Genomic DNA, 22,683 nt, shown 5'->3' with positions numbered 1-22,683 from the left:
TCTGTAGGCGCGCGGCTTGCCCGCGAAGGCAATCTCCAGAGCGCCGTCACCCGCAAACCATGCACCTACAAGGCACATCCCGACTTTTAAGATTGACCCGGCGACTTTATTTCGTTTGTCGGGCACCGCTGCTCACGGCTTAGATAAAAAGAAGCAATTCTTCTTCTGAGCCAGGCATTCCATGAGCAGCGAAAACATCAGTCGGTCGATCAACATCGTTCATCCCGTAACGCTCAGCCACGGCAAAAACGCCGAGGTATGGGACACCGATGGCAAGCGCTACATCGACTTTGTCGGTGGTATTGGCGTGCTCAACCTCGGCCATTGCCACCCGCGCATCGTCGACGCCATTCGCGACCAAGCCACCCGACTCACCCACTACGCGTTCAACGCCGCCCCACATGCGCCCTACATTGAACTGATGGATCGTCTGACCGCGTTTATTCCGGTGGACTACCCCGTCAGCGGCATGCTCACCAACAGCGGCGCTGAAGCAGCGGAAAACGCCCTGAAGATCGTCCGTAGCGCCACTGGCCGCACAGTGGTCATCGCCTTTGACGGTGCCTTCCATGGCCGCACGCTCGCCACCCTCAACCTCAATGGCAAAGTCGCGCCCTACAAGCAGAAGGTCGGTGTGTTGCCAGGGCCGGTGTTTCACCTGCCCTTCCCGAGTAAGGACAACGGCGTGACCTGCGCCGAGGCCTTGAAGGCCATGGAGCGGCTGTTCAGCGTGGAGATCGACATCGAGGACGTGGCGTGTTTTATCGTCGAACCGGTGCAGGGCGAAGCAGGCTTCCTGGCGCTGGATATCGAATTTGCACAGGCCTTGCGGCGTGTGTGTGATGAGAAAAACATCGTGCTGATCGCTGATGAAATCCAGTCCGGTTTCGGCCGCACCGGCCAGCGTTTCGCGTTCTCGCGATTGGGCATTGAACCGGACTTGATCCTGCTCGCCAAAAGCATCGCCGGCGGCCTACCGCTCGGTGCGGTGGTCGGGCGAAAGTCGCTGCTCGACACGCTGCCCAGGGGCGGGCTGGGCGGCACCTATTCCGGCAACCCGATCGCCTGCGCGGCGGCGTTGGCTACGCTGGACGAAATGACCGATGCAAATCTGCACGCCTGGGGTACACAGCAGGACGAGGCGATTGTCAGTCGCTACGAAGGCTGGCGCGCGCGCAAGCTTTCGCCGTTCCTGGGGCGTTTGACTGGCGTCGGCGCCATGCGCGGCATTGAGTTGAGCCATACCGATGGCACACCGGCAGCGGCGCAGTTGACGCATCTGCTGACATTGGCGCGGGACGCGGGTTTGCTGTTGATGCCCAGCGGCAAGTCGCGACACATCATTCGCCTGCTCGCGCCGTTAACCACCGAGGCGGCGGTGCTGGAAGAAGGGCTGGATATTCTCGAGGCGTGCCTGGCCAGGCTGACCTGAAAACAAACTGGGTTAGCCCACAACGCTGTGCGAGTAGGGTTGTTTGACCGCCGCTAAAACGCGGGTACAAAAAACCGGCCGAAGCCGGTTTTTTTGTCTCTACAGGATCAGAACGAAACGTTCTGCAAGCCGTCGAGGTAACGCTCGGTGTCGAGTGCCGCCATGCAACCGGCACCCGCCGAAGTAATGGCTTGACGGTAAACGTGGTCAGCCACGTCACCCGCGGCAAAGATGCCTTCGACGTTGGTGGCAGTGGCGTTGCCATCACGGCCGCCCTGCACCACCAGATAACCGTCTTTCAACGTCAATTGGCCTTCGAACAACGACGTGTTCGGCGTGTGGCCGATGGCGATAAACACGCCATCGACTGTCAGCTCGTCGAAGCTGCCATCGTTGTTTTTCAAGCGAGCACCGGTCACACCCATTTTGTCGCCCAGGACTTCGTCCAGGTTCGAATTCAGCTTCAGGATGATCTTGCCTTCGGCAACACGGGCATTGAGCTTGTCGATCAGGATCTTCTCGGCGCGGAAGGTTTCGCGACGGTGAATCAGGGTCACTGTGCTGGCGATGTTGGCCAAGTACAACGCTTCTTCTACAGCGGTATTACCGCCACCAACCACGGCCACTGGCTTATTGCGATAGAAGAAACCATCGCACGTTGCGCAGGCCGAAACGCCTTTGCCCATGAACGCTTCTTCAGACGGCAAGCCCAAGTAGCGAGCGCTGGCACCGGTGGCGATGATCAGCGCATCACAGGTATACGTCGCGCTGTCACCGGTCAGGGTGTAAGGCTTGGCAGCAAAGTCCACAGCATTGATGTGGTCGAACACGATCTCGGTTTCAAAGCGCTCTGCGTGCTCTTTCATCCGCTCCATCAGCGCCGGGCCGGTCAAGCCGTGGACGTCGCCCGGCCAGTTATCGACTTCGGTGGTGGTGGTCAACTGACCGCCAGCCTGCATACCGGTAATCAGCAACGGCTTGAGGTTGGCGCGGGCGGCATACACCGCCGCGCTGTAACCGGCAGGGCCGGAACCGAGAATAATCACTCGCGAATGACGGACTTCAGACATGACCTGCTCCTATTGACCGAGCCGAAACACTTGGCGCGGAACGCCGGGTCACCGGCGGGAATAAAAAAGGACTGTTGAAAGCACTTGGGGAAGGCTTGAACTCGACAGTCCTGTAAAAGAATGGGTGCAGCGTATCGAGGGGGCGAAGATTAAGGAAATACGGTTTAACAATCCAGCTCATAGGTGGTCTCTATCCGGTGACCGCAATTTTATAGACGTCTTTGTTACAGTTAACGACTATGCGGCTGCTGCGCTTTCGCCCACGCGGCAAAGCCGGTAAGGTCGCGCGATTTCCTTTTTTCGGAGCACGCTATGCCCGCCCCCGTCCTGTCCGGCCCGCAATATTTGCGTGAAGGCCTCAAGCTGGTCCTGAGTCCGGGCCTGCGTTTGTTCGTGTTGTTGCCGCTGGCAATCAATCTGGTGCTGTTTATCGGGTTGATTTACCTGGCTGGCCATCAGTTCAGCGTGTGGGTTGACACCTTGATGCCCTCCCTGCCCGACTGGCTGAGCTTTCTCAGTTACATACTCTGGCCACTGTTTGTAGTGCTAGTTGCATTGATGGTGTTTTTCACCTTCACAATGCTCGCCAACGTCATTGCCGCACCGTTCAACGGCTTTCTCTCGGAAAAGGTCGAAGTGGTGGTGCGCGGCACCGACGACTTCCCAGCGTTCAGTTGGGGCGAGTTAATCGCCATGATCCCCCGCACTCTGGCCCGGGAAATGCGCAAACTGGGCTACTTTCTGCCACGCGCGATCGGGCTGCTGATCTTGTCGTTCATCCCCGTGGTCAACATCATCGCCGCGCCGTTGTGGCTGCTGTTTGGTGTCTGGATGATGGCGATTCAGTACATCGACTACCCGGCGGACAACCACAAACTGGGCTGGAACGAAATGCTCGCCTGGTTGCGCCAGAAGCGCTGGCAGAGCATGAGTTTTGGCGCGATTGTGTACTTGGTGCTGCTGATTCCGGTAGTCAACATTTTGATGATGCCGGCAGCGGTGGCGGGTGCGACGTTATTCTGGGTACGTGAGCGAGGGTCTGAAGCCTTGCCGATGGAGAAGCACTGACAGTACTCCTCCTCGACCCGGACGTTTCAGCGGTGGCGGGCCCAAAACCCGATAAGCGTCATCGCCCAGAGCAACAGGCCCGGAACCATAAACAGGTAGTTCCAGGCCGTGAAGCGTGAGTTGCTGAGCCCAAGAGGGTCATTGGAAGCAGCATTGAGCATCGGTTGGCTTTTACTCAACACCCAAGCCCTTAGCGGCAGAATCAGCAGCACCCATCCGGCCAGGAAACCAAAGCCATTCACACGCGTCGTTAGGGTACTCAGCAGATTGACTACGACCGTCAGCACCACAAAAACGGTCGCCCATTGTTCAAAGTCCCACTTCTGCGTTAAGCCGCTGTGACGAATCTTCTCGTCGGCTCGCCGATACAGTTTGTGAATGAAGAATATGTAAAAAAAACCACGTGCCCAAGGCCAGATATCAGTTTGAGTCTCGCGCTTGTAGAGACTCCAGTTCTTGAATGACCAGTAATAAAAGAACAGCCCGAAACTGAAAATCAACAACATGAGAAGTTTCCCTGGCGAGATGACATAAAACTCGCCGGGGCGCTCAGCGTGTGGCATCAATGGCGCCACCGGTGGTGCATAAACGTTTTCGGACACATTAGCTTCCCTGATCAGTGTAGTGAGCTAAAGCTAACGGCCCGCCCACCAAAAAGTTGAGTCGTTCTCGAAAAAACCACTGTCACACCTCCGTCATCCTCCCGTCACAATGAAGACATCGCGCCAGCCCACACTGAGCGCATGACGACAGCTCTGCATATCACACTCATCACCGAAACCTTTCCACCGGAAATCAACGGCGTAGCCAATACCCTTGGCCGCTTGTGCGATGGACTGCGCGCGCGCGGACATCAGGTGGAATTGGTTCGCCCGCGCCAGGGCTGCGATCAGTTGTTGAACAGCGACGACGAGTTGCTCCTGTGCAGGGGTTGGCCGCTGCCAGGCTATCCCGGTTTGCAGTGGGGCCAGTCTTCGATGCACAAGTTGCTGCGACGCTGGAAACGCCATCGCCCCGACGTGCTGTACATCGCCACTGAAGGACCTTTGGGGTTGTCTGCGTTGCGCGCTGCACGGCGCATGGGCATTTCGGTGGTCAGCGGGTTTCACACCAACTTCCAGCAATACTCGAACCAGTACGGCCTCGGGTTGCTGACGCGCATGCTGACTCACTACCTGCGCTGGTTTCACAATCGCTCGACCCTGACCCTGGTGCCCAGCGTCAGTCAACGACTTGAGCTGGAACGTCGACACTTCGAACGTTTGGCGCTGTTGTCCCGCGGCGTTGACAGTCAACTGTTTCACCCCAGCAAACGTCTGAACGCGCTCCGTGAGCAATGGGGAGTGGGCGAAGATGACATTGCCGTTATCCATGTCGGACGCCTGGCGCACGAGAAGAACCTCGGGTTGCTCAAGCGCAGCTTCGACGCTCTGAAAAACACGTATCCACAGCGAAACATACGACTGATCGTAATTGGCGATGGCCCGCTGCGCATGTCGCTGGAAAAAGAACTGCCCGAGGCTATTTTCTGTGGCTCACTGCGCGGCGAAGTCCTGGCCAGCCACTATGCGTCAGGGGATGTTTTTTTCTTCCCGAGCATGACCGAAACCTTTGGCAATGTGGTGCTTGAGGCGTTGGCCTCGGGGCTGGGTGTGGTGGCTTACGATCAGGCGGCTGCGGGTCAACACATTCGCCATGGCTACAACGGCGTGCTGGCGATGCCAGGCGATGAAATAGCGTTCTGCGATGCAGCAGCATGGTTGCTGGAAGAGGATGAAACCTTGCGTTGCATAAGACTCAATGCGCGCCAGCATGCCAGTCGTCACGGCTGGGGGGCAATTATCGAGCAGTTTGAGGGTCAGTTGCGCGGAGCGTGTGCCGCAGAGCAGACGGTTACCGGCGCACCGACACTGCCCTGAATTTTCGCAAGTATCGAGTCAGCCATCGCGAGCAAGCTTGCGATGGCTTCGGCGAAGCTGCCGCTTAAACCAGCGTCATCAATGCCTCACGACTGAACGGCAGAATGTCTTCTTCACGACCCTCTCGCACTTTTTGCGCCCAGTCAGGGTCAACCAGCAACGCGCGGCCTACCGCCACCAGGTCGAATTCGTCGTTGTTCAAACGCTCCAGTAATTTTTCCAGGCTGGCCGGTTGGGCGATCTTATCGGTGTTGACCATGAACTGGAGGAATTCGCCATCCAGACCAACGCTGCCCACGGTAATGGTCGGCTTGCCGGTGAGCTTGCGGGCCCAGCCGGCAAGGTTCAGTTCAGAACCGTCAAACTCTGGCTCCCAGAATCGTCGCGTCGAGCAATGAAAAATGTCCACGCCGGCGTCAGACAGCGGCTTCAGGAACTCGCCCAACGCTTGCGGGGTTTGCACCAGACGCGCGGTGTAATCCTGCTGCTTCCACTGGGAAAAGCGAAAAATGATCGGGAAGCCCTCGCCCACCGCCGCACGCACCGCCTGAATCAGTTCGATGGCGAACCGCGAACGATGGGCCAGGCTGCCGCCATATTCGTCAGTACGCTGGTTAGTGCCTTCCCAGAAAAACTGGTCGACGAGATAGCCGTGAGCACCGTGAATTTCCACGCCGTCCATACCGATGCTCTGGGCATCCTTGGCCGCTTGAGCAAACGCAGCGATCACGTCCCGGATATCTTGATGGGTCATGCCATGCACCACGACCTGACCGTCCTTCAGTTTTTCCGACGGCCCGTAACCCGGCACGCTGGCGTCCGGCTCGGTGCCGACACGTCGCACGCTGCCCACGTGCCATAACTGCGGAACAATCTTGCCGCCCTCGGCGTGTACCGCCGCAACGACTTTCTTCCAGCCGGCCAACGCGGCCTCACCATAGAAGTGCGGCACATTAGGGTAGCCGTTGGAGGCTTTGTGCTCGACGGTCGTGCCTTCGGTGATGATCAGCCCCACACCGGCAGCCGCGCGGCGGCGGTAATACTCGATGACTTTGGAGTTGGGTACACCGCCCGGCGAAAAGGAACGGGTCATCGGTGCCATCACGACACGACTCGACAGTTCGAGGCTGCCGAGGTGGAACGGTTTGAACAGGGCTTTGACGGACATGGTGCGCTCCACAAAAACGATATCGACGGACATAAATTTTATGACGACGATAATATGCATTGCCTCAGAAGAAGCCCAGCACTATTGATGTGGGTGATTAAGGGTCAAAAGGCAGGCATAAAAAATCGCAGCACGGTGGCTGCGATTTTTCGATTCAGCTCAGTGCTTTTTCAATCGCATGAATGATTGTCGGATCATCCGGCGCCGTGCGTGGCGAGAACCGCGCCAATACGCGACCGTCCTTGCCCAGCAGGAACTTCTCAAAATTCCAGGTAATGTCCCCTGGAAACTCGGCCCCCTCGCCCGCCAGCAACCGGTAGAGCTGATGACGATCATGACCATTGACTTCCAGCTTGCTGGACAACGCAAAGGTCACGCCATAGTTGAGGCGGCAGAAGTCCTGGATCTCTTGCTCGGTGCCAGGTTCCTGCCCGGCAAACTGGTTGCAAGGCAAGCCCAGCACACTGAAACCTTGGCCCTTGTATTGCTGATAAAGGTTTTCCAGCGCGGCGTACTGTGGGGTCAAACCACATTTGGAGGCGACGTTGACCACCAGCACGACATGCCCCTTGAAGGGCGCCAGAGGAAGCTCCTGACCATCCAGGGCTGTCAATTTAAGGTCGTGAAAAGCACTCATGACGAACTCCAAATTCCCGTGTTCTTATTGAAACAGCCGCCTGGCGGCGCCTGAAACAACCGCGGACTAAAAAAGGCGCCCCTCGGGCGCCTCTCCAGTTCTCTGAGCTTAGCGCAGAAATCAGTGGTGATGACCACCTTCGCCATGGACGTGACCATGAGCAACTTCTTCTTGGCTGGCGTCACGAATGTCGATGATCTTGACTTGGAAATGCAAGCGCTGACCGGCCAATGGGTGGTTGCCATCAACCGTGACGTCGTCACCGTCCAGATCACGAATGGTCACGATCTGCATCTGGCCGTCCGGCGCAGACGCGTGGAACTGCATGCCCACTTCCAGTTCATCGACGCCTTCGAACATGCTGCGGCTCAAGGTGCTGACCAGTTCGGCCGCGTATTCGCCGTAGGCATCTTCAGGTTCTACGGCGACAGTCAGTTCGTCACCGACCTTTTTGCCTTCCAGCGCCTTTTCCAGGCCTGGGATGATGTTACCTGCGCCTTGCAGGTAGACCAGCGGCGCGCCGCCGGCGGAGCTGTCGATGACCTCACCAGCGTCGTTGGTCAGGGTATAGTCGATGGAGACAGCCTTATTGGCGGCGATCAGCATGGGGCGAGACCTTTGCATAAGAATAAAGAAAGGCGAAGTTTAGCGAAGCAATCGCCCGAAAGCGAACACAACCCGGACAGACGGATTATGGCCACAGGCTCGACGCTCATCGGCTTTCATCAGGACGAGGATGGGCATTGGGTCGCCGAGCTGTCCTGCGGTCACACTCAGCACCTGCGTCACCAGCCACCGTGGCAATCACGTACCTGGGTCCTGGACCCGGCACTACGTATTGAAAAAATAGGCCAGCCCTTTGATTGCGGTTGGTGCGCTCAAGGCTCGGTTAGCGATAACCTTGGCAACTGAATTTCGGTAGATCGTCAGATATAGAGGATCACCATTGCCATGCACCTCCAGAGAATCCGCATGCAAACTTTTTTTATCGCACCCACCGATTTTGGTGTGGGTCTGACCTCCATCAGTCTCGGGCTGGTGCGTACACTTGAGCGAGCCGGGCTGAAAGTCGGCTTCTTCAAACCGATTGCCCAGCCGCATCCGGGCGACACCGGCCCTGAGCGTTCCACCGAGCTGGTGGCACGCACCCACGGCCTCAAGCCGCCGCAACCGTTGGGCCTGGCCCATGTAGAGCGAATGCTCGGCGACGGTCAGCTGGACGAGTTGCTCGAAGAAATCATCACCCTCTATCAACAAGCGGCCGTGGGCAAAGACGTACTAGTTGTCGAAGGCATGGTCCCGACCCGCAGCGCCAGCTACGCCGCGCGGGTCAATTTGCACTTGGCCAAGAGCCTCGATGCCGATGTGATCCTGGTCTCGGCCCCGGAAAGCGAAGCGCTGACCGAACTCTCCGGCCGCGTGGAATTGCAGGCGCAGCTGTTCGGCGGCCCGAAAGACCCCAAAGTCCTCGGCGTGATCCTCAACAAGGTCAAAACCGACGAAAGCATGGAGGCCTTCGCCTCGCGTCTGAAGGAGCACTCGCCGTTACTGCGCAGTGGTGATTTCAGGCTGCTGGGCTGCATCCCGTTTCAGCCCGAACTGAACGCCCCGCGCACCCGTGACGTCGCCGACCTGATGGGCGCGCAAATCCTCAATGCCGGTGATTACGAAACACGGCGCATGAGCAAAATCATCATCTGCGCCCGCACCATGCGCAACACCGTGGAACTGCTCAAGCCCGGCGTGTTAGTGGTGACCCCAGGCGACCGCGACGACATTATCCTCGCTGTCAGCCTCGCGGCCATGAACGGCGTCCCCCTGGCAGGCCTGTTGCTGACCAGCGACACCCTGCCCGACCCGCGGATCATGGACCTCTGCCGCGGCGCCTTGCAGGCAGGCTTGCCGGTGTTATCGGTGAGCACCGGATCCTACGAAACCGCCAATCAGCTGAATGGCCTGAACAAGGAAATCCCGATCGACGACCGTGAGCGCGCAGAAATTATCACCGATTTCGTTGCCAGCCATCTCGACGCCAAATGGCTCCATCAGCGTTGCGGTACGCCACGGGAGATGCGCCTGTCGCCTGCGGTGTTCCGTTATCAACTGATCCAACGAGCCCAGGCTGCCAACAAGCGCATCGTGCTGCCCGAAGGCAGCGAGCCGTTGACCGTGCAAGCCGCAGCCATCTGCCAGGCGCGCGGCATCGCCCGTTGCGTGTTGCTGGCCAAACCGGCCGACGTCGAAGCGGTCGCCCGCGCCCAAGGCATCGAACTACCGCCCGGCCTGGAGATTCTCGACCCGGACCTGATTCGCGGCAATTACATCGAACCGATGGTTGCCCTGCGCAAGAGCAAAAGCCTCAACGCCCCGATGGCCGAGCAGCAACTGGAAGACACTGTGGTGATCGGCACTATGATGTTGGCGCTGGATGAAGTCGACGGACTGGTGTCCGGCGTCATTCACTCCACCGCCAATACCATCCGCCCAGCGCTGCAACTGATCAAGACTGCGCCGGGCTGCACCTTGGTGTCGTCGGTGTTCTTTATGTTGTTTCCGGAAGAAGTGCTGGTCTACGGCGACTGTGTGATGAACCCACACCCAAGCGCCAGCGAGCTGGCGGAGATTGCTCTGCAAAGCGCCGACTCGGCCGCAGCGTTTGGGATCACGCCGCGTGTGGCGATGATCAGCTACTCCAGCGGTGAGTCCGCCAGTGGCGAAGAAGTGGAAAAAGTGCGCGAAGCAACGTTACTTGCCCACGAACAGCAAAACTCGTTGCTGATCGACGGCCCGTTACAGTACGACGCCGCCGCCAACGAAACCGTTGCCCGACAGTTGGCGCCGAACAGCCAAGTCGCCGGTCGCGCCACGGTGTTCGTATTCCCTGACCTGAACACCGGCAATACCACTCACAAAGCGGTGCAACGCAGCGCCGACTGCGTCAGCCTTGGGCCAATGCTGCAAGGCTTGCGCAAACCGGTGAACGACCTGCCGCGCGGCGCCCAGGTCGATGACATCGTCTACACCATTGCCTTGACCGCGATTCAAGCCGCCAACCGACCTTTGGATCTTTAAATGCTGCAATTCCTACCTGCCCCCTTACGCGGCGTGCTCGCCTCGCTGCTGTTGGCCCTGAACACCATTGTGCTGTGCTCGTTTCTGTTCTGCGTGGCGTTTTTCAAGGTGCTGCCCTTCGCCCTCACCCAGCGTTTCACCCGCTGGCTGATGAACCATACCCATGAAGCCTGGATCAGCAACAACAAGGCCTGGATGAACCTGGTCTGCCGCACCCGCTGGCACCTCAGCGGCCTTGAGGGCCTGGACTATCAGCACTCGTACCTGATCACCAGCAACCACCAGAGCTGGGTCGACATCATGGTGCTGCAATACGTGCTCAACCGGCGTATCCAGCCGCTGAAGTTCTTCCTCAAGCAAGCGCTGATCTGGGTCCCGGTGATTGGTCTGGCGTGGTGGACCTTGGGCTTTCCGTTTATGAAACGCTATTCCAAGGCCTACCTGGAAAAGCACCCTGAGAAGAAAGGCAAAGACCTGGCAACCACCCGACAGACGTGTGACAAGTTCCGCAACCACCCGGTGGGAATTTTCAACTTCGTCGAGGGTACGCGCTTCACCAAGAGCAAACATGCCCAGCAGAAATCACCGTTTCGTTACCTGCTCAAACCCAAAGCTGGCGGCATTGCCTTTGTACTGGATGCGATGGGCGAGCAGTTGGCGTCGATCGTCAACGTGACCATTCACTATCCAGGCGGGCGTCCGGGTTATTGGGATTTGCTCTGTGGGAATGTGCAAGACGTGGTGGTGAACTTTGAAGAGCTGAAGATTCCGCCGCAGTTCATTGGCAAGAATTACGACCAGGATGGGGAGTACCGATTGCAGTTTCAGGGCTGGATCAATCAGCTGTGGGAAGACAAGGATGCGTTGCTGGAGCAAATGCATCGGGAATACCCTTGCGCCTGATCGTTCCCACGCTCCGCGTCCCATTCAAAGCCGAACGCGGAGCGTAGGAACGATCACAAAAAACCCGCCGGATGATCACTCATCGGCGGGTTTTTATTTGCGGCTAACGCTTAGATCGCGCCACGACTGCGCAACAGTTCCAGCACTTGCTTGACGCCTTCTTCCACTGACAGTGTCTGTGTATCGACCACCAGGTCGGCATTCAGCGGCACGTCGTAAGGGAAGGATTCACCTGGAATGTTGTCGCCACCGGCGGCATATAAGCCCTGCGGATCACGCTCGGCACACGCGGCTGGCGACGCCTGGACGTAAACCGTCAGCAGACGCTCCTTGCCGATCAGGTCCTTGGCCTGCTCACGACCTTCGGCGCTCGGGGCAACGAATGCCGCCAGCGTCAGCAAACCGGCTTCGTTGAACTGACGGGCCACATGAGCTGCACGACGCCAATTCTCGGTACGCCCGGCGCGATCATGCGGCAGACCTTTGTTCAGGTCGTGGCGCAGGTTCTGGCCATCAAGCACAAACACCGCACGGCCCATGTCGAAGAGCTTGCGTTCAACCGCATAGGCCAAGGTACTTTTGCCCGCGCCAGACAAACCGCTGAACAGCACAGTAGCCGGCTGCTGGCCGAAGCGCTGGGCGCGTTCTTCGGTAGCAACATGGGATAACTTGCCGTGGTGCGTGGCACTGCCATGCGCTAACGGCTGAGCGATGATCATGCCGGCGCCGACGGTGCCATTGGTCAAGCGGTCAATGATGATGAACGAACCGGTGGTGCGGTTGCTCGCGTAGCCGTCGAGCGCAATCGCGGCGTCAAGACTGATCTTGACCCGACCGATCTCGTTCAACTGCAAAGCACTGGCCGGACCTTCTTCCAGGGTATTTACATCAACGCGGTTGACGATGCTGGTGATCGACCCCGGCACGTAGGACGTGGCGCGTTTGATGTCATATTTTTTGCCCGGCAACATCGGTTCTTCAGCCATCCACACCAGCATGGCGTCGAAGGCATCCGTCACTTGCGGCTGATTATCGGCATGCACCAGCAAGTCGCCGCGAGAGATGTCGATCTCGTCTTCCATGGTCAGCGTCACCGCTTGACCGGGACCAGCGTGCTCCAGCTCACCTTCGAAAGTGACAATCGATTTCACGCGGCTGCTCTTGCCCGACGGCAACACCACGATTTCATCGCCCTTATGCACAATGCCGCTGGCCACAGTACCGGCGAAACCACGGAAGTTAAGGTTCGGACGGTTAACGTACTGCACCGGAAAACGCAGGTCGGTGTAGTTGCGGTCGTTGGCGATTTCGACGGTTTCAAGGATTTCCATCAGCGACTGGCCGGTGTACCACGGCGAGCGCTCGGACTTGTTCACCACGTTGTCGCCCTTGAGCGCAGACATCGGCACAAAGGCCATGGTGGACGGCTTGAACGCGATGCCGTCAGCGAACTTCAGGTAATCGGCCTTGATCGATTCGAACACGCTTTCATCAAAGCCGTTGAGGTCCATCTTGTTGATGGCGACCACGATGTGCTTGATGCCAAGCAGCGAGGCAATGAAGCTGTGGCGACGGGTTTGGGTCTGCACGCCGTAACGCGCATCCACCAGAATGATCGCCAGGTCACAGGTAGAAGCACCGGTGGCCATGTTGCGGGTGTACTGCTCATGGCCAGGGGTGTCGGCGATGATGAATTTGCGCTTGGCGGTGGAGAAGTAGCGGTAAGCGACATCGATGGTGATGCCTTGCTCACGCTCGGCCTGCAAGCCGTCAACCAGCAACGCCAGGTCGATCTCGTCGCCGGTGGTGCCGACTTTTTTCGAGTCGCGGGTAATGGCTTCCAGGTGATCTTCGTAGATCATTTTGGAGTCGTGCAGCAGGCGCCCAATCAGGGTGCTCTTGCCGTCGTCGACGTTGCCACAAGTCAGAAAGCGCAGCATTTCCTTGCGTTCGTGCTGGCCCAGGTAGGCGAGGATGTCCTCGCTGATCAAATCAGATACGTGCGACATGACAACCCCTTAGAAATAACCCTGACGTTTCTTTTCTTCCATCGAGCCAGCGCCATCGTGATCGATGACTCGGCCCTGGCGTTCGGAAGTTCGCGTCAGGAGCATCTCCTGAATGATGTCGGTGAGGCTGGTGGCCTCAGACTCGACCGCACCGGTCAGCGGGTAGTCACCGAGTGTACGGAAGCGCACTTTTTTCTTGACGATGCGCGCCTTGTCTTCGTCGCTCAGGTGATTGAGCAGACGTTCGTCGTCGATCATGATCCAAGTGCCATTCATCTCGATGACATCGCGTTCGGCGGCGAAGTACAGCGGCACAATCGGAATGCCTTCGAGGTAGATGTATTGCCAGATGTCCAGTTCGGTCCAGTTCGACAATGGGAACACACGAATGGATTCACCCTTGTTGACGTTGCCGTTGTAGACATTCCACAGCTCTGGGCGCTGGTTTTTCGGGTCCCAGCGGTGCTTGGTGTCGCGAAAGGAGTACACGCGCTCTTTGGCACGGGACTTTTCTTCATCGCGGCGGGCACCACCGAAGGCGGCGTCGAAACCGTACTTGTCGAGGGCCTGTTTCAAGCCTTCGGTTTTCATGATGTCGGTGTGTTTTGCACTGCCGTGGGTCAGCGGGTTAATGCCCTGCGCGACGCCATCGGGGTTGACGTGTACCAGCAGGTCCAGGCCCAGTTCTTCGACCATGCGGTCGCGGAACGCGTACATTTCCTTGAACTTCCACCGGGTATCGACGTGCATCACCGGGAACGGCAGTTTGCCCGGGAAGAATGCCTTGCGCGCAAGGTGCAGCATCACGGCGGAGTCTTTACCGACGGAGTACAGCATCACCGGGTTATCGAACTCGGCGGCGACCTCGCGGATGATGTGGATGCTTTCGGCCTCCAGCTGTTTCAGATGCGTCAGTTTGTCGACCATGGCTACTCACGAAAACGATCTTATGGACGGCCAGCGGGCCGTGTTCGAGCGGGGAATCCTAGCACAGCGCCCCCTTCTAATCAGGACGCCAACTAGATCGAAAGGGTATATGAATATTCCCCCTCGTTTGGGCACCGCGACCTCTCACAGTGAGGGTGGGGTGATTCAGATCGGGTTGGGGCAATCGATAAAAATATGCTCCAGAGCAAAGCGCCGGGCCAGGTAATCCCCCAGCGCCTGCACGCCATAGCGTTCGGTAGCGTGGTGGCCGGCGGCGATGAAACTGATGTCGTTTTCCCGAGCGCTATGGAAGGTTTGCTCGGACGCTTCGCCGCTGAGATAAAGATCAACACCGGCCAACACCGCCTGATCGATATAACCCTGCCCGCCTCCGGTACACCAGCCGACACGGCGAATCATCGCGCTGCCTTCAATCAGCAACGGGTCACGGCCCATCACCTCTTGCACGCGACGAGCAAAGTCGCGCGGGCTCATCGGTTCGCTCAACGACCCCACCAGACCGACAACCTTCAGGTTGCCGGGGTCAAGCGGGCCCTCGACTGTGATGTCCAGTTGCCGGGCCAACTGCACGTTATTGCCGACATCAGGGTGCAAATCGAGAGGCAAATGATAAGACAACAGGCTGATGTCGTGCTTGAGCAGGGTTTTCAACCGGCGCTGCTTCATGCCGGTAATGCAGGGATTCTCGCCTTTCCAGAAGTAACCGTGATGCACCAGCACCAGATCCGCCTTGGCTTCCACGGCCGCGCCCAGCAGCGCTTGGCTGGCGGTAACACCACTGACGATCCGCATCACCTGCGGCCGGCCTTCAACCTGCAAGCCGTTGGGGCAATAATCGGCAATCTTCGAACTGGCGAGATAACGGTCAGCTTCTTCGACGAGGGTGCTCAGGGCGACGGCCATAAATGACTCCTAAATATCCCGTTCAGAGGCGCGTGCGGCCTCGTATAATGCGCGACATTATGGGCGGTCTCATACCGCCTGCAACCTTTCCAGGACGTGCTTAATGTTCAAGGCGCTGCGTTTTTCCGGCTGGCCGCTGTTGGCCGGCGTGCTTATCGCTCTGTTGATAATTCAGCGTTACCCACAGTGGGTAGGGCTACCGAGCCAGGACGTTAACCTGCAACAAGCCCCGCAAACCACCGCAGTCCAGCAAGGCCCGGTGTCTTACGCCGAAGCCGTGGTCGTGGCCGCGCCGGCGGTGGTGAACCTCTACACCACCAAGGTCATCAATAAACCCAACCACCCGCTGTTCGAAGACCCGCAGTTCCGCCGCTTCTTCGGTGACAACTCGCCCAAACAGAAACGCATGGAGTCGAGCTTGGGTTCCGGCGTGATCATGAGCCCGGAAGGTTACCTGCTGACCAACAACCACGTGACCACCGGTGCCGATCAGATAGTAGTGGCACTCAAGGACGGCCGTGAAACCCTGGCCCGCGTCATTGGCAGCGACCCGGAAACCGACCTCGCTGTATTGAAAATCGATTTGAAGAACCTGCCATCAATCACTGTCGGGCGCTCCGAAAGCATCCGCGTCGGCGATGTCGCGCTGGCAATCGGCAACCCGTTCGGGGTCGGCCAGACCGTGACCATGGGCATCATCAGTGCCACCGGACGTAATCAGTTAGGCCTGAACAACTATGAAGACTTCATCCAGACCGATGCCGCGATCAACCCTGGCAACTCCGGCGGCGCACTGGTGGACGCCAATGGCAACCTGACCGGCATCAACACCGCGATCTTCTCCAAGTCCGGTGGCTCCCAAGGCATTGGCTTTGCCATCCCGATCAAACTGGCCATGGAAGTGATGAAATCAATCATCGAACACGGCCAAGTGATTCGCGGTTGGCTCGGCATTGAAGTGCAGCCACTGTCCCAGGAACTGGCGGAATCTTTTGGCCTGTCCGGACGCCCAGGAATTGTGGTCGCGGGGATTTTCCGCGACGGCCCGGCGCAGAAAGCCGGCCTGCAATTGGGTGATGTGATTCTCAGCATCGACGGCGAGCCCGCTGGCGATGGACGCCGCTCGATGAACCAGGTGGCGCGGATCAAACCAACCGACAAAGTCACAATTCAGGTGATGCGCAACGGCAAAGAACTGAAGCTCACCGCCGAAATTGGCCTGCGTCCACCGCCGGCGCCAGTGAAGGAAGAGGAGTAAATCAGGGTGGCTGGGGCTCGCAGCGTGTTCGGCCGCGTTTTAGCCTGCCCCGGCATCAGCGAACGACTCTGCTGATCGAAAAACCTTAAAGGCATACATTCTCATTGGTCATGTTATATTGTTTCAATATTACTATTGGAACAACATAACATGTCGTCTCGAACAAAGGCCTCCCTCGCCGGTCTGCTCCTCGGACTGCTGGGGGATCCGGTCTTCGCCGAAGAACCGAAACCCCTTGAACTGGACGCCATCAGCGTCACGTCGGACTACGAGTCCTCCACCAGCCCGGTCAAGAGCTACCGGGCCCTGCGCTCTGCCAGCGCGACTAAAACCGATACGGCCCTGCGTGACATCCCGCAATCCATCAGCGTAATTCCCATCAGCGTGCTCAAAGACTTGGGTAGTAGCAATGTCGAGCGCGCGCTGGACTTCGCCGGCGGCGTGTCAAAGCAGAATAACTTCGGTGGCCTGACCCTCTACGAATACAGCGTGCGTGGTTTCACCACCTCAGAATTCTACATGGACGGTTTCAGCGCCAACCGCGGTTACCCGAGTACGCCGGACGTCGCTAACATCGAGCGCATTGAAGTGCTCAAAGGCCCCGCCGCGAGTCTGTATGGTCGCGGCGATCCTGGCGGCACGGTGAACATCGTCACCAAAAAACCCCAGCCCGAAGCCTTCACCACACTGCAAACCAGCGCCGACAGTTGGGATCGTTATCGCACCGCACTGGACCTCAACACGCCGTTGGACGACAACGGTAACCTGCTCTCCCGAGTGAACCTGGCCGTCGAAGACAACAACAGCTTTCGCGATCACGTCGGCAGCCAACGCCTATTCGTTGCGCCTTCTTTCAGCTTTCAATTGAGCCCAGAGACTCAGCTGTTGGTGGAAAGCGAGTTTGTGCGCCACAGCTCGACCTTCGACCGAGGCATCGTCGCGCCGAACAATAAGCCGGGCGGTGTTTCGCGCTCGACATTCCTCGGCGAACCCGACGATGGCGACATCGACAACCACAACAACCGGTTACAAGCAGCCCTGGAGCATCAGCTCAACGACAGTTGGAAACTGCGCCTTGCCAGCCATTACAAGGAAGGCAAGCTCTGGGGGTTCGCCTCCGAGAGCCGCGCGCTGAACGTCGACGGCCACAGCGTCAACCGCCGCTACCGCGAGCGTGAAAATGATTGGCACGACAGCATCACCCAGCTCGAACTGCGCGGTGTATTCGACCTCGGCAGTTGGCAACATGAAGTGCTGATCGGCAGCGAATACGAGAACTACCGCAAAAACGAACGGGTCACGACATTTGCCGGCGGCCCCTACGCCATCGACATCTACCGGCCGATTTATGGTCAGCCCAAACCCGACGGCGCACGCTCCGGCAGCGACTTCTTCGAACACGTCGAGAGCCAGGCGCTGAACCTGCAAGACCAAATCATCTTCAACGAAAAATGGCGCGGCATGCTCGGCGCGCGTTTTGAACATTTCGAACAAAGCGTCGACGATCACACCCGCAGCGCCACCCAACGCCAAAACCACGATGCCCTGACCCAACGGGCCGGTCTGCTCTATCAATGGACCCCTGAAGTCGGTGTATTTGCCAACGCCTCCACCTCATTCAAACCAAATAACGGCCTGGACGCTGTAGGCAAATCGTTCGATCCCGAAGAGGGTGTGGGCTATGAAATCGGGATCAAGAGCGAGCTGTTCGACGACCGCCTGAGCAGCACCCTCGCCGTCTTCCATATCGAAAAGAAAAACGTCCTCGCCCTCGACCCAGGCACCGACACCAGCCGCGCCATGGGCAAGGCCCGCAGCCAGGGCCTCGACCTGCAAGTCACGGGACAGGTTACCGATGCCGTGCGGCTGATCGCAGCCTTCGCCTACATCGACGCCCAGGTCACCGAGGGCGACAGCGTCATTCCTACCGGGAGCCCCATCCTCGGCGTGGCCAAACGCAGCGGCAGTCTGCTCGGGGTTTATGAATTTCAGGACGGTCATCTACGTGGCTCGGACGTTGGCGCCGCGTTCACCTACGTCGGTGATCGCTCGGGCGAAGCCGGCAGTGAGTTCGAACTGCCGGCTTACCACACCGTCGACCTGCTGGCCCATTACAAGGCCAGCGAAAGCGTCACCGTGGGTTTAAACCTGAACAACCTGTTTGACGAGCATTACTTCGAGCGCTCCTACAGCAATTACTGGGTCACCCCCGGTGATCCACGCAACGTCACGGTCAGCCTGACCCTCAATCTGTAAAAGGAAGTCACCATGCGACACCTCACACCTTTAGCTCTGATGGGCCTAATGTTTGCCACTCAGGTTTCGGCGCACGGCCTGTGGACCGAACAACGCCGCAACAACATCGAAGTGATCTACGGCCATGGCGCCGAGGACAACGCGTTCAAAGCGCAGAAAATCAGCGGCGCCTGGGCCTATGACATCAACGGCAAAATGATTCCGGTCACCGTACAACGCCTGGCCGATCACGCACGCCTGCAACCGCTCAAAGCGCCAGCCATCATGGCCGTCGCGCTGGACAACGGCATGTGGTCGCAGACGGCCGACAAACAGTGGATCAACCAGGGTCGCAGTAAAGTGCCGGGGGCGATTGAATCGACCCAGACCTTCAAGTACAGCTTGGCGATTTATCAGCCGGGGGCCAAGTTGCCCCACCTTGAGCAGATGAAGCTTTTGATTCTGCCGGAAGTCGATCCCCTGACGGTCGGGCCCGGAAAATCACTGCCAGTGCGGGTGCTGCTGGATGGCAAACCGGCGGCTGGGGTGAAACTGATCGGCGACTATCGCAGCGCGCCAAATACTTTCAGCACCGAGACGGACGCAGAAGGTCGAGCGCAGGTGCTGGTGCGCAATGAAGGGTTGAACGTGATTGCAGCGCAGATGGAAATCGCGCTGAAGAACAATCCGGATGTGGCAACGAGGGGCGTGTTCAGTTCGCTGACGTTCCTCGGCGAGGCGCATCACGAGTAACACGCCAACCCGTGTAAGACCGAGGCTTGCCCGCGATAGCCACACCGTGGTGCAACCGTTTGACCGCACCCGCGTTATTCGCGGCAAGCCTCGCGCCCCACAGTCTCGGGGGCGACTTTAGAGGTCGCCGAGGCCGTCAATCAGCGCCTGATTCTGCTCCGGCGTGCCGATACTGATCCGCAGGAACTGCGCAATCCGCGCCTGCTTGAAGTGCCGAACGATCACCCCTTGCTCACGCAACTTCGCCGCCAACCCGGCCGCATCGTGTTGTGGGTGACGAGCGAAAATGAAGTTAGCCGCCGACGGCAATACCTCAAAACCCTTAGCCTGCAACTGCGCGACAACCTTCTCGCGGCTGTCGATGACCAACCGACAGGTCTGATCGAAGTGCTCGCGGTCTTCGAACGCCGCCGCCGCGCCAACATTCGCCAGACGATCCAGCGGGTAGGAATTGAAACTGTTCTTGATCCGCTCCAGCGCCTCAATCAGGTCCGGGTGCCCTACCGCCAGACCGACCCGCAGGCCTGCTAAAGAACGGGACTTGGACAGGGTCTGAGTCACGAGCAGGTTCGGGTAACGGCCTATCAGGCTGATCGCGGTTTCACCACCGAAGTCGATGTAAGCCTCATCAACCACCACCACAGAATTCGGGCTGGCCTTGAGGATTTGCTCCACAGCGTCCAGCGCCAACAGACAGCCAGTCGGGGCATTCGGATTGGGGAAAATGATTCCGCCGTTCGGCTTGGCGTAGTCCGCCGGGTTGATTTGGAAGTGCTCGTCCAATGGCACCGCGTCGAACGTAATACCGTACAAGCCGCAGTACACCGGATAAAAGCTGTAGCTGATGTCCGGGAACAGCACAGGCGTGTCGTGTTGCAGCAAGCCATGAAAGATGTGCGCCAGCACTTCGTCGGACCCGTTGCCGAGGAACACCTGATTGCTCTGCACGCCGTAATACGTGGCGACAGCATTCTTCAGCCGATCACTGTTCGGGTCCGGGTACAGGCGCAGGTTGTCGCTCAGCTCGGCCTGCATCGCGGCCAACGCTTTGGGCGATGGACCGTAAGGATTTTCGTTGGTGTTGAGCTTCACCAGTTTTGCCAGCTTCGGCTGCTCGCCCGGCACGTAAGGCACCAGATCCTTGACGAACGGGCTCCAGAATTTACTCATATTCAGCTCACCTTCTTGTCGTCAACGATGCGGTATTCGGCGCTGCGAGCGTGGGCGGTCAGCGACTCGCCACGGGCCAGCACGGAAGCGGTCTTGCCCAACTCGGAGGCGCCCTCCTCGGAGCAGAAGATGATCGAGGAGCGCTTCTGAAAGTCGTATACACCCAACGGCGAAGAGAAGCGCGCGGTACCGGAGGTCGGCAACACATGGTTTGGACCGGCGCAGTAATCGCCCAAGGCCTCCGAGGTGTGGCGCCCCATGAAAATCGCACCGGCATGGCGAATCTTTGGCAGCCAGGCTTGCGGATCGGCGACCGACAATTCCAAGTGCTCGGGCGCAATGCGGTTGGCCACTTCGATGGCTTGTTCCATGTCGCGAACCTTGATCAGGGCGCCACGGCCATTGATCGAGGTTTCGATGATTTCGGCGCGTTCCATGGTCGGCAGCAACTTGCTGATGCTGGCAGCAACCTTGTCGAGGAACTCGGCGTCGGGGCTGACCAGAATCGCTTGAGCGTCTTCGTCGTGCTCGGCTTGAGAGAACAGGTCCATGGCGATCCAGTCGGGGTCGGTCTGGCCGTCGCACACCACCAGAATCTCGGAGGGGCCGGCGATCATGTCGATGCCCACCTGACCGAACACGTGGCGCTTGGCGGTGGCCACATAGATATTGCCAGGGCCCACCACTTTATCGACCTTCGGCACGCTTTCGGTGCCATAAGCTAATGCCGCAACCGCTTGCGCGCCACCGATAGTGAACACGCGGTCTACGCCGGCGATGCACGCCGCCGCCAACACCAGCTCGTTGATTTCACCGCGCGGCGTCGGTACGACCATGACCACTTCGGTCACCCCGGCAACCTTGGCCGGAATCGCATTCATCAACACCGATGATGGGTAAGACGCTTTGCCGCCCGGCACATAGAGACCGGCGCGATCGAGCGGCGTGACTTTCTGGCCCAGCACCGTGCCGTCGGCTTCGGTGTAGCTCCAGGAGTCCTGCTTCTGTTTTTCGTGATAGCTGCGCACGCGGGTCGCGGCTTTTTCAAGGGCTTCGCGCTGAGGGGCCGTGATGCGGGTCAGGGCCAGTTCCAGACGTTCACGCGGCAGAATCAGGTCCGCCATTGAGGCCACTTGCAGGCCATCGAACTTCTGGGTGAACTCCACCAGCGCCGCATCGCCACGCTCGCGCACGGCTTTGATGATGTCCAGCACCCGCTGATTGACCGAGTCGTCAGACACACTTTCCCAGCTCAGCAAATGATCCAGATGATGCGCGAAATCCGGGTCAGCAGCGTTGAGTCGGCGAATTGCAGTCGGTGCGGTCATAGCGAGAGCCTCATAGGAATGGCAAAAACTCAGGCGCCCGAAGCTAACATCCGATCCGCTTGGGCACCTGAGAATTCTGGCTATGAGGCGGATAGACGGCGCGACTTAACGTCGCGCAGGGGAATCAGCCGCGGTGTCGAGACTCCACTGCCTTGCGCAGGGTGTCGATCAACGCCTGGATACGGGCGTGCTGCATTTTCATCGAAGCTTTGTTCACGATCAGCCGGGAGCTGATATCAGCAATGAAATCCTGGGGCTCCAGACCGTTGGCCCGCAGCGTGTTGCCGGTGTCGACCACGTCGATGATTTTGTCGGCCAGACCGATCAGCGGTGCCAGTTCCATCGAGCCGTAGAGCTTGATGATGTCGACCTGACGGCCCTGCTCGGCGTAGTAACGCTTGGCTACATTGACGAACTTGGTGGCCACGCGCAAACGGCCCTTGGGCTCGACAGCACCGACCTTGCCAGCGGTCATGAGTTTGCACAGGGCAATTCTCAGGTCCAGTGGCTCGTAGAGGCCCTGGCCACCGTATTCCATCAGCACATCTTTACCGGCGACGCCCAGGTCAGCGGCACCGTGCTCGACATACGTCGGGACATCGGTGGCGCGCACGATCAGCAGACGTACATCCGGCTGGGTCGTGGGGATGATCAGCTTGCGGCTCTTGTCCGGATTCTCGGTCGGCACGATGCCCGCTTCAGCCAGAAGCGGCAGGGTGTCGTCAAGGATGCGGCCCTTGGACAGTGCGATGGTCAACATGGGAAACGTCAGTCCTTATCAAGGTACTCATGCCCGGTCGTAAACGGCGC

At 58.7% G+C, this 22,683-nt stretch carries 19 protein-coding genes and 1 pseudogene; 9 read left to right on the top strand and 11 right to left on the bottom strand.

Translation table 11 applies throughout. The annotated features are described in order from the left end of the window. Window positions 1-181 precede the first annotated feature (181 nt). Complete coding sequence (locus tag RHM68_RS04245; protein ID WP_322220679.1) at window positions 182-1,432, top strand: aspartate aminotransferase family protein; 1,251 nt, start codon at window positions 182-184, stop codon at window positions 1,430-1,432. 107 nt (window positions 1,433-1,539) lie between these two features. Here RHM68_RS04245 and trxB read toward each other — a convergent pair whose 3' ends face one another. Beyond that, complete coding sequence (trxB, locus tag RHM68_RS04240; RefSeq protein WP_322220678.1) at window positions 1,540-2,502, bottom strand: thioredoxin-disulfide reductase; 963 nt, start codon at window positions 2,500-2,502, stop codon at window positions 1,540-1,542. A 312-nt stretch (window positions 2,503-2,814) separates the two neighbouring features. On the opposite strand from trxB, the gene cysZ reads away from it, so the two are divergent. Next, window positions 2,815-3,570, top strand: coding sequence for a sulfate transporter CysZ (gene cysZ / locus RHM68_RS04235; protein ID WP_322220677.1), 756 nt, complete (start codon window positions 2,815-2,817; stop codon window positions 3,568-3,570). A gap of 26 nt (window positions 3,571-3,596) precedes the next feature. On the opposite strand, the gene RHM68_RS04230 is transcribed toward cysZ, so the two are convergent. After that, entirely contained in the window at window positions 3,597-4,076 is a 480-nt protein-coding gene (locus RHM68_RS04230; protein WP_322220676.1) for a hypothetical protein, read from the bottom strand. 213 nt (window positions 4,077-4,289) lie between these two features. Here RHM68_RS04230 and RHM68_RS04225 point away from each other — a divergent pair, with 213 nt between their 5' ends. Continuing rightward, entirely contained in the window at window positions 4,290-5,489 is a 1,200-nt protein-coding gene (locus tag RHM68_RS04225; protein WP_322223677.1) for a glycosyltransferase family 1 protein, read from the top strand. Between the two features lie 64 nt (window positions 5,490-5,553). On the opposite strand, the gene RHM68_RS04220 is transcribed toward RHM68_RS04225, so the two are convergent. From RHM68_RS04220 to RHM68_RS04210, 3 genes are all read right to left on the bottom strand, one after another. After that, window positions 5,554-6,657 (bottom strand): NADH:flavin oxidoreductase, encoded by a 1,104-nt coding sequence (locus tag RHM68_RS04220; protein WP_322220675.1) that lies wholly within the window; start codon window positions 6,655-6,657, stop codon window positions 5,554-5,556. Between the two features lie 154 nt (window positions 6,658-6,811). Continuing rightward, complete coding sequence (locus tag RHM68_RS04215; RefSeq protein WP_322220674.1) at window positions 6,812-7,294, bottom strand: glutathione peroxidase; 483 nt, start codon at window positions 7,292-7,294, stop codon at window positions 6,812-6,814. Between the two features lie 120 nt (window positions 7,295-7,414). Then, window positions 7,415-7,900 carry a peptidylprolyl isomerase gene (locus RHM68_RS04210; protein ID WP_322220673.1) on the bottom strand — a complete coding sequence of 162 codons (486 nt, stop codon included), beginning with the start codon at window positions 7,898-7,900 and terminating at the stop codon, window positions 7,415-7,417. Between RHM68_RS04210 and RHM68_RS04205 the strand changes: the two are divergent. The 3 genes and pseudogenes from RHM68_RS04205 (at window position 7,869) to RHM68_RS04195 (ending at window position 11,269) form a co-directional block, all read left to right on the top strand. Then, window positions 7,869-8,206: pseudogene (locus tag RHM68_RS04205) on the top strand (DUF3565 domain-containing protein). The gene RHM68_RS04210 and the pseudogene RHM68_RS04205 sit on opposite strands and share 32 nt — an antisense overlap. Window positions 8,207-8,266: 60 nt before the next feature. Continuing rightward, window positions 8,267-10,366 (top strand): phosphate acetyltransferase, encoded by a 2,100-nt coding sequence (pta, locus tag RHM68_RS04200; protein WP_322220672.1) that lies wholly within the window; start codon window positions 8,267-8,269, stop codon window positions 10,364-10,366. Continuing rightward, the gene (locus tag RHM68_RS04195) at window positions 10,367-11,269 is read left to right on the top strand and encodes an acyltransferase (RefSeq protein ID WP_322220671.1); all 903 of its coding nucleotides are present in this window, start codon (window positions 10,367-10,369) and stop codon (window positions 11,267-11,269) included. Between the two features lie 110 nt (window positions 11,270-11,379). Here the strand turns inward: RHM68_RS04195 and cysN are convergent, their stop codons facing one another. The 3 genes from cysN to RHM68_RS04180 form a co-directional block, all read right to left on the bottom strand. Beyond that, entirely contained in the window at window positions 11,380-13,278 is a 1,899-nt protein-coding gene (cysN, locus tag RHM68_RS04190; RefSeq protein ID WP_322220670.1) for a sulfate adenylyltransferase subunit CysN, read from the bottom strand. Between the two features lie 9 nt (window positions 13,279-13,287). Further along, complete coding sequence (gene cysD, locus RHM68_RS04185) at window positions 13,288-14,205, bottom strand: sulfate adenylyltransferase subunit CysD (RefSeq protein WP_010463281.1); 918 nt, start codon at window positions 14,203-14,205, stop codon at window positions 13,288-13,290. A 165-nt stretch (window positions 14,206-14,370) separates the two neighbouring features. Then, complete coding sequence (locus RHM68_RS04180; RefSeq protein ID WP_322220669.1) at window positions 14,371-15,129, bottom strand: Nif3-like dinuclear metal center hexameric protein; 759 nt, start codon at window positions 15,127-15,129, stop codon at window positions 14,371-14,373. A 103-nt stretch (window positions 15,130-15,232) separates the two neighbouring features. Here RHM68_RS04180 and algW point away from each other — a divergent pair, with 103 nt between their 5' ends. The 3 genes from algW to RHM68_RS04165 all read left to right on the top strand — a co-directional run bounded on the left by algW (window position 15,233) and on the right by RHM68_RS04165 (window position 19,375). Next, complete coding sequence (gene algW, locus RHM68_RS04175) at window positions 15,233-16,387, top strand: Do family serine endopeptidase AlgW (RefSeq protein ID WP_322220668.1); 1,155 nt, start codon at window positions 15,233-15,235, stop codon at window positions 16,385-16,387. Between the two features lie 150 nt (window positions 16,388-16,537). Further along, on the top strand, window positions 16,538-18,643 hold the full coding sequence (locus RHM68_RS04170; RefSeq protein WP_322220667.1) for a TonB-dependent receptor: 2,106 nt from the start codon (window positions 16,538-16,540) through the stop codon (window positions 18,641-18,643). A 12-nt stretch (window positions 18,644-18,655) separates the two neighbouring features. Next, window positions 18,656-19,375, top strand: coding sequence for a DUF4198 domain-containing protein (locus tag RHM68_RS04165; protein ID WP_322220666.1), 720 nt, complete (start codon window positions 18,656-18,658; stop codon window positions 19,373-19,375). A 117-nt stretch (window positions 19,376-19,492) separates the two neighbouring features. Here the strand turns inward: RHM68_RS04165 and hisC are convergent, their stop codons facing one another. From hisC to hisG, 3 genes are all read right to left on the bottom strand, one after another. After that, window positions 19,493-20,545 (bottom strand): histidinol-phosphate transaminase, encoded by a 1,053-nt coding sequence (hisC, locus tag RHM68_RS04160; protein WP_322220665.1) that lies wholly within the window; start codon window positions 20,543-20,545, stop codon window positions 19,493-19,495. A gap of 2 nt (window positions 20,546-20,547) precedes the next feature. Then, window positions 20,548-21,873, bottom strand: a complete 1,326-nt coding sequence (gene hisD / locus RHM68_RS04155; RefSeq protein WP_322220664.1) for a histidinol dehydrogenase — start codon at window positions 21,871-21,873, stop codon at window positions 20,548-20,550. A 124-nt stretch (window positions 21,874-21,997) separates the two neighbouring features. Continuing rightward, window positions 21,998-22,633 (bottom strand): ATP phosphoribosyltransferase, encoded by a 636-nt coding sequence (hisG, locus tag RHM68_RS04150; RefSeq protein ID WP_121757288.1) that lies wholly within the window; start codon window positions 22,631-22,633, stop codon window positions 21,998-22,000. Window positions 22,634-22,683 lie beyond the last annotated feature (50 nt).

The sequence above is a fragment of the Pseudomonas sp. DC1.2 genome, from assembly GCF_034351645.1.
Classification (GTDB): domain Bacteria; phylum Pseudomonadota; class Gammaproteobacteria; order Pseudomonadales; family Pseudomonadaceae; genus Aquipseudomonas.
Note: the sequence above shows the minus strand (reverse complement) of the source record. Positions and strands in the feature narration are given on the sequence as shown.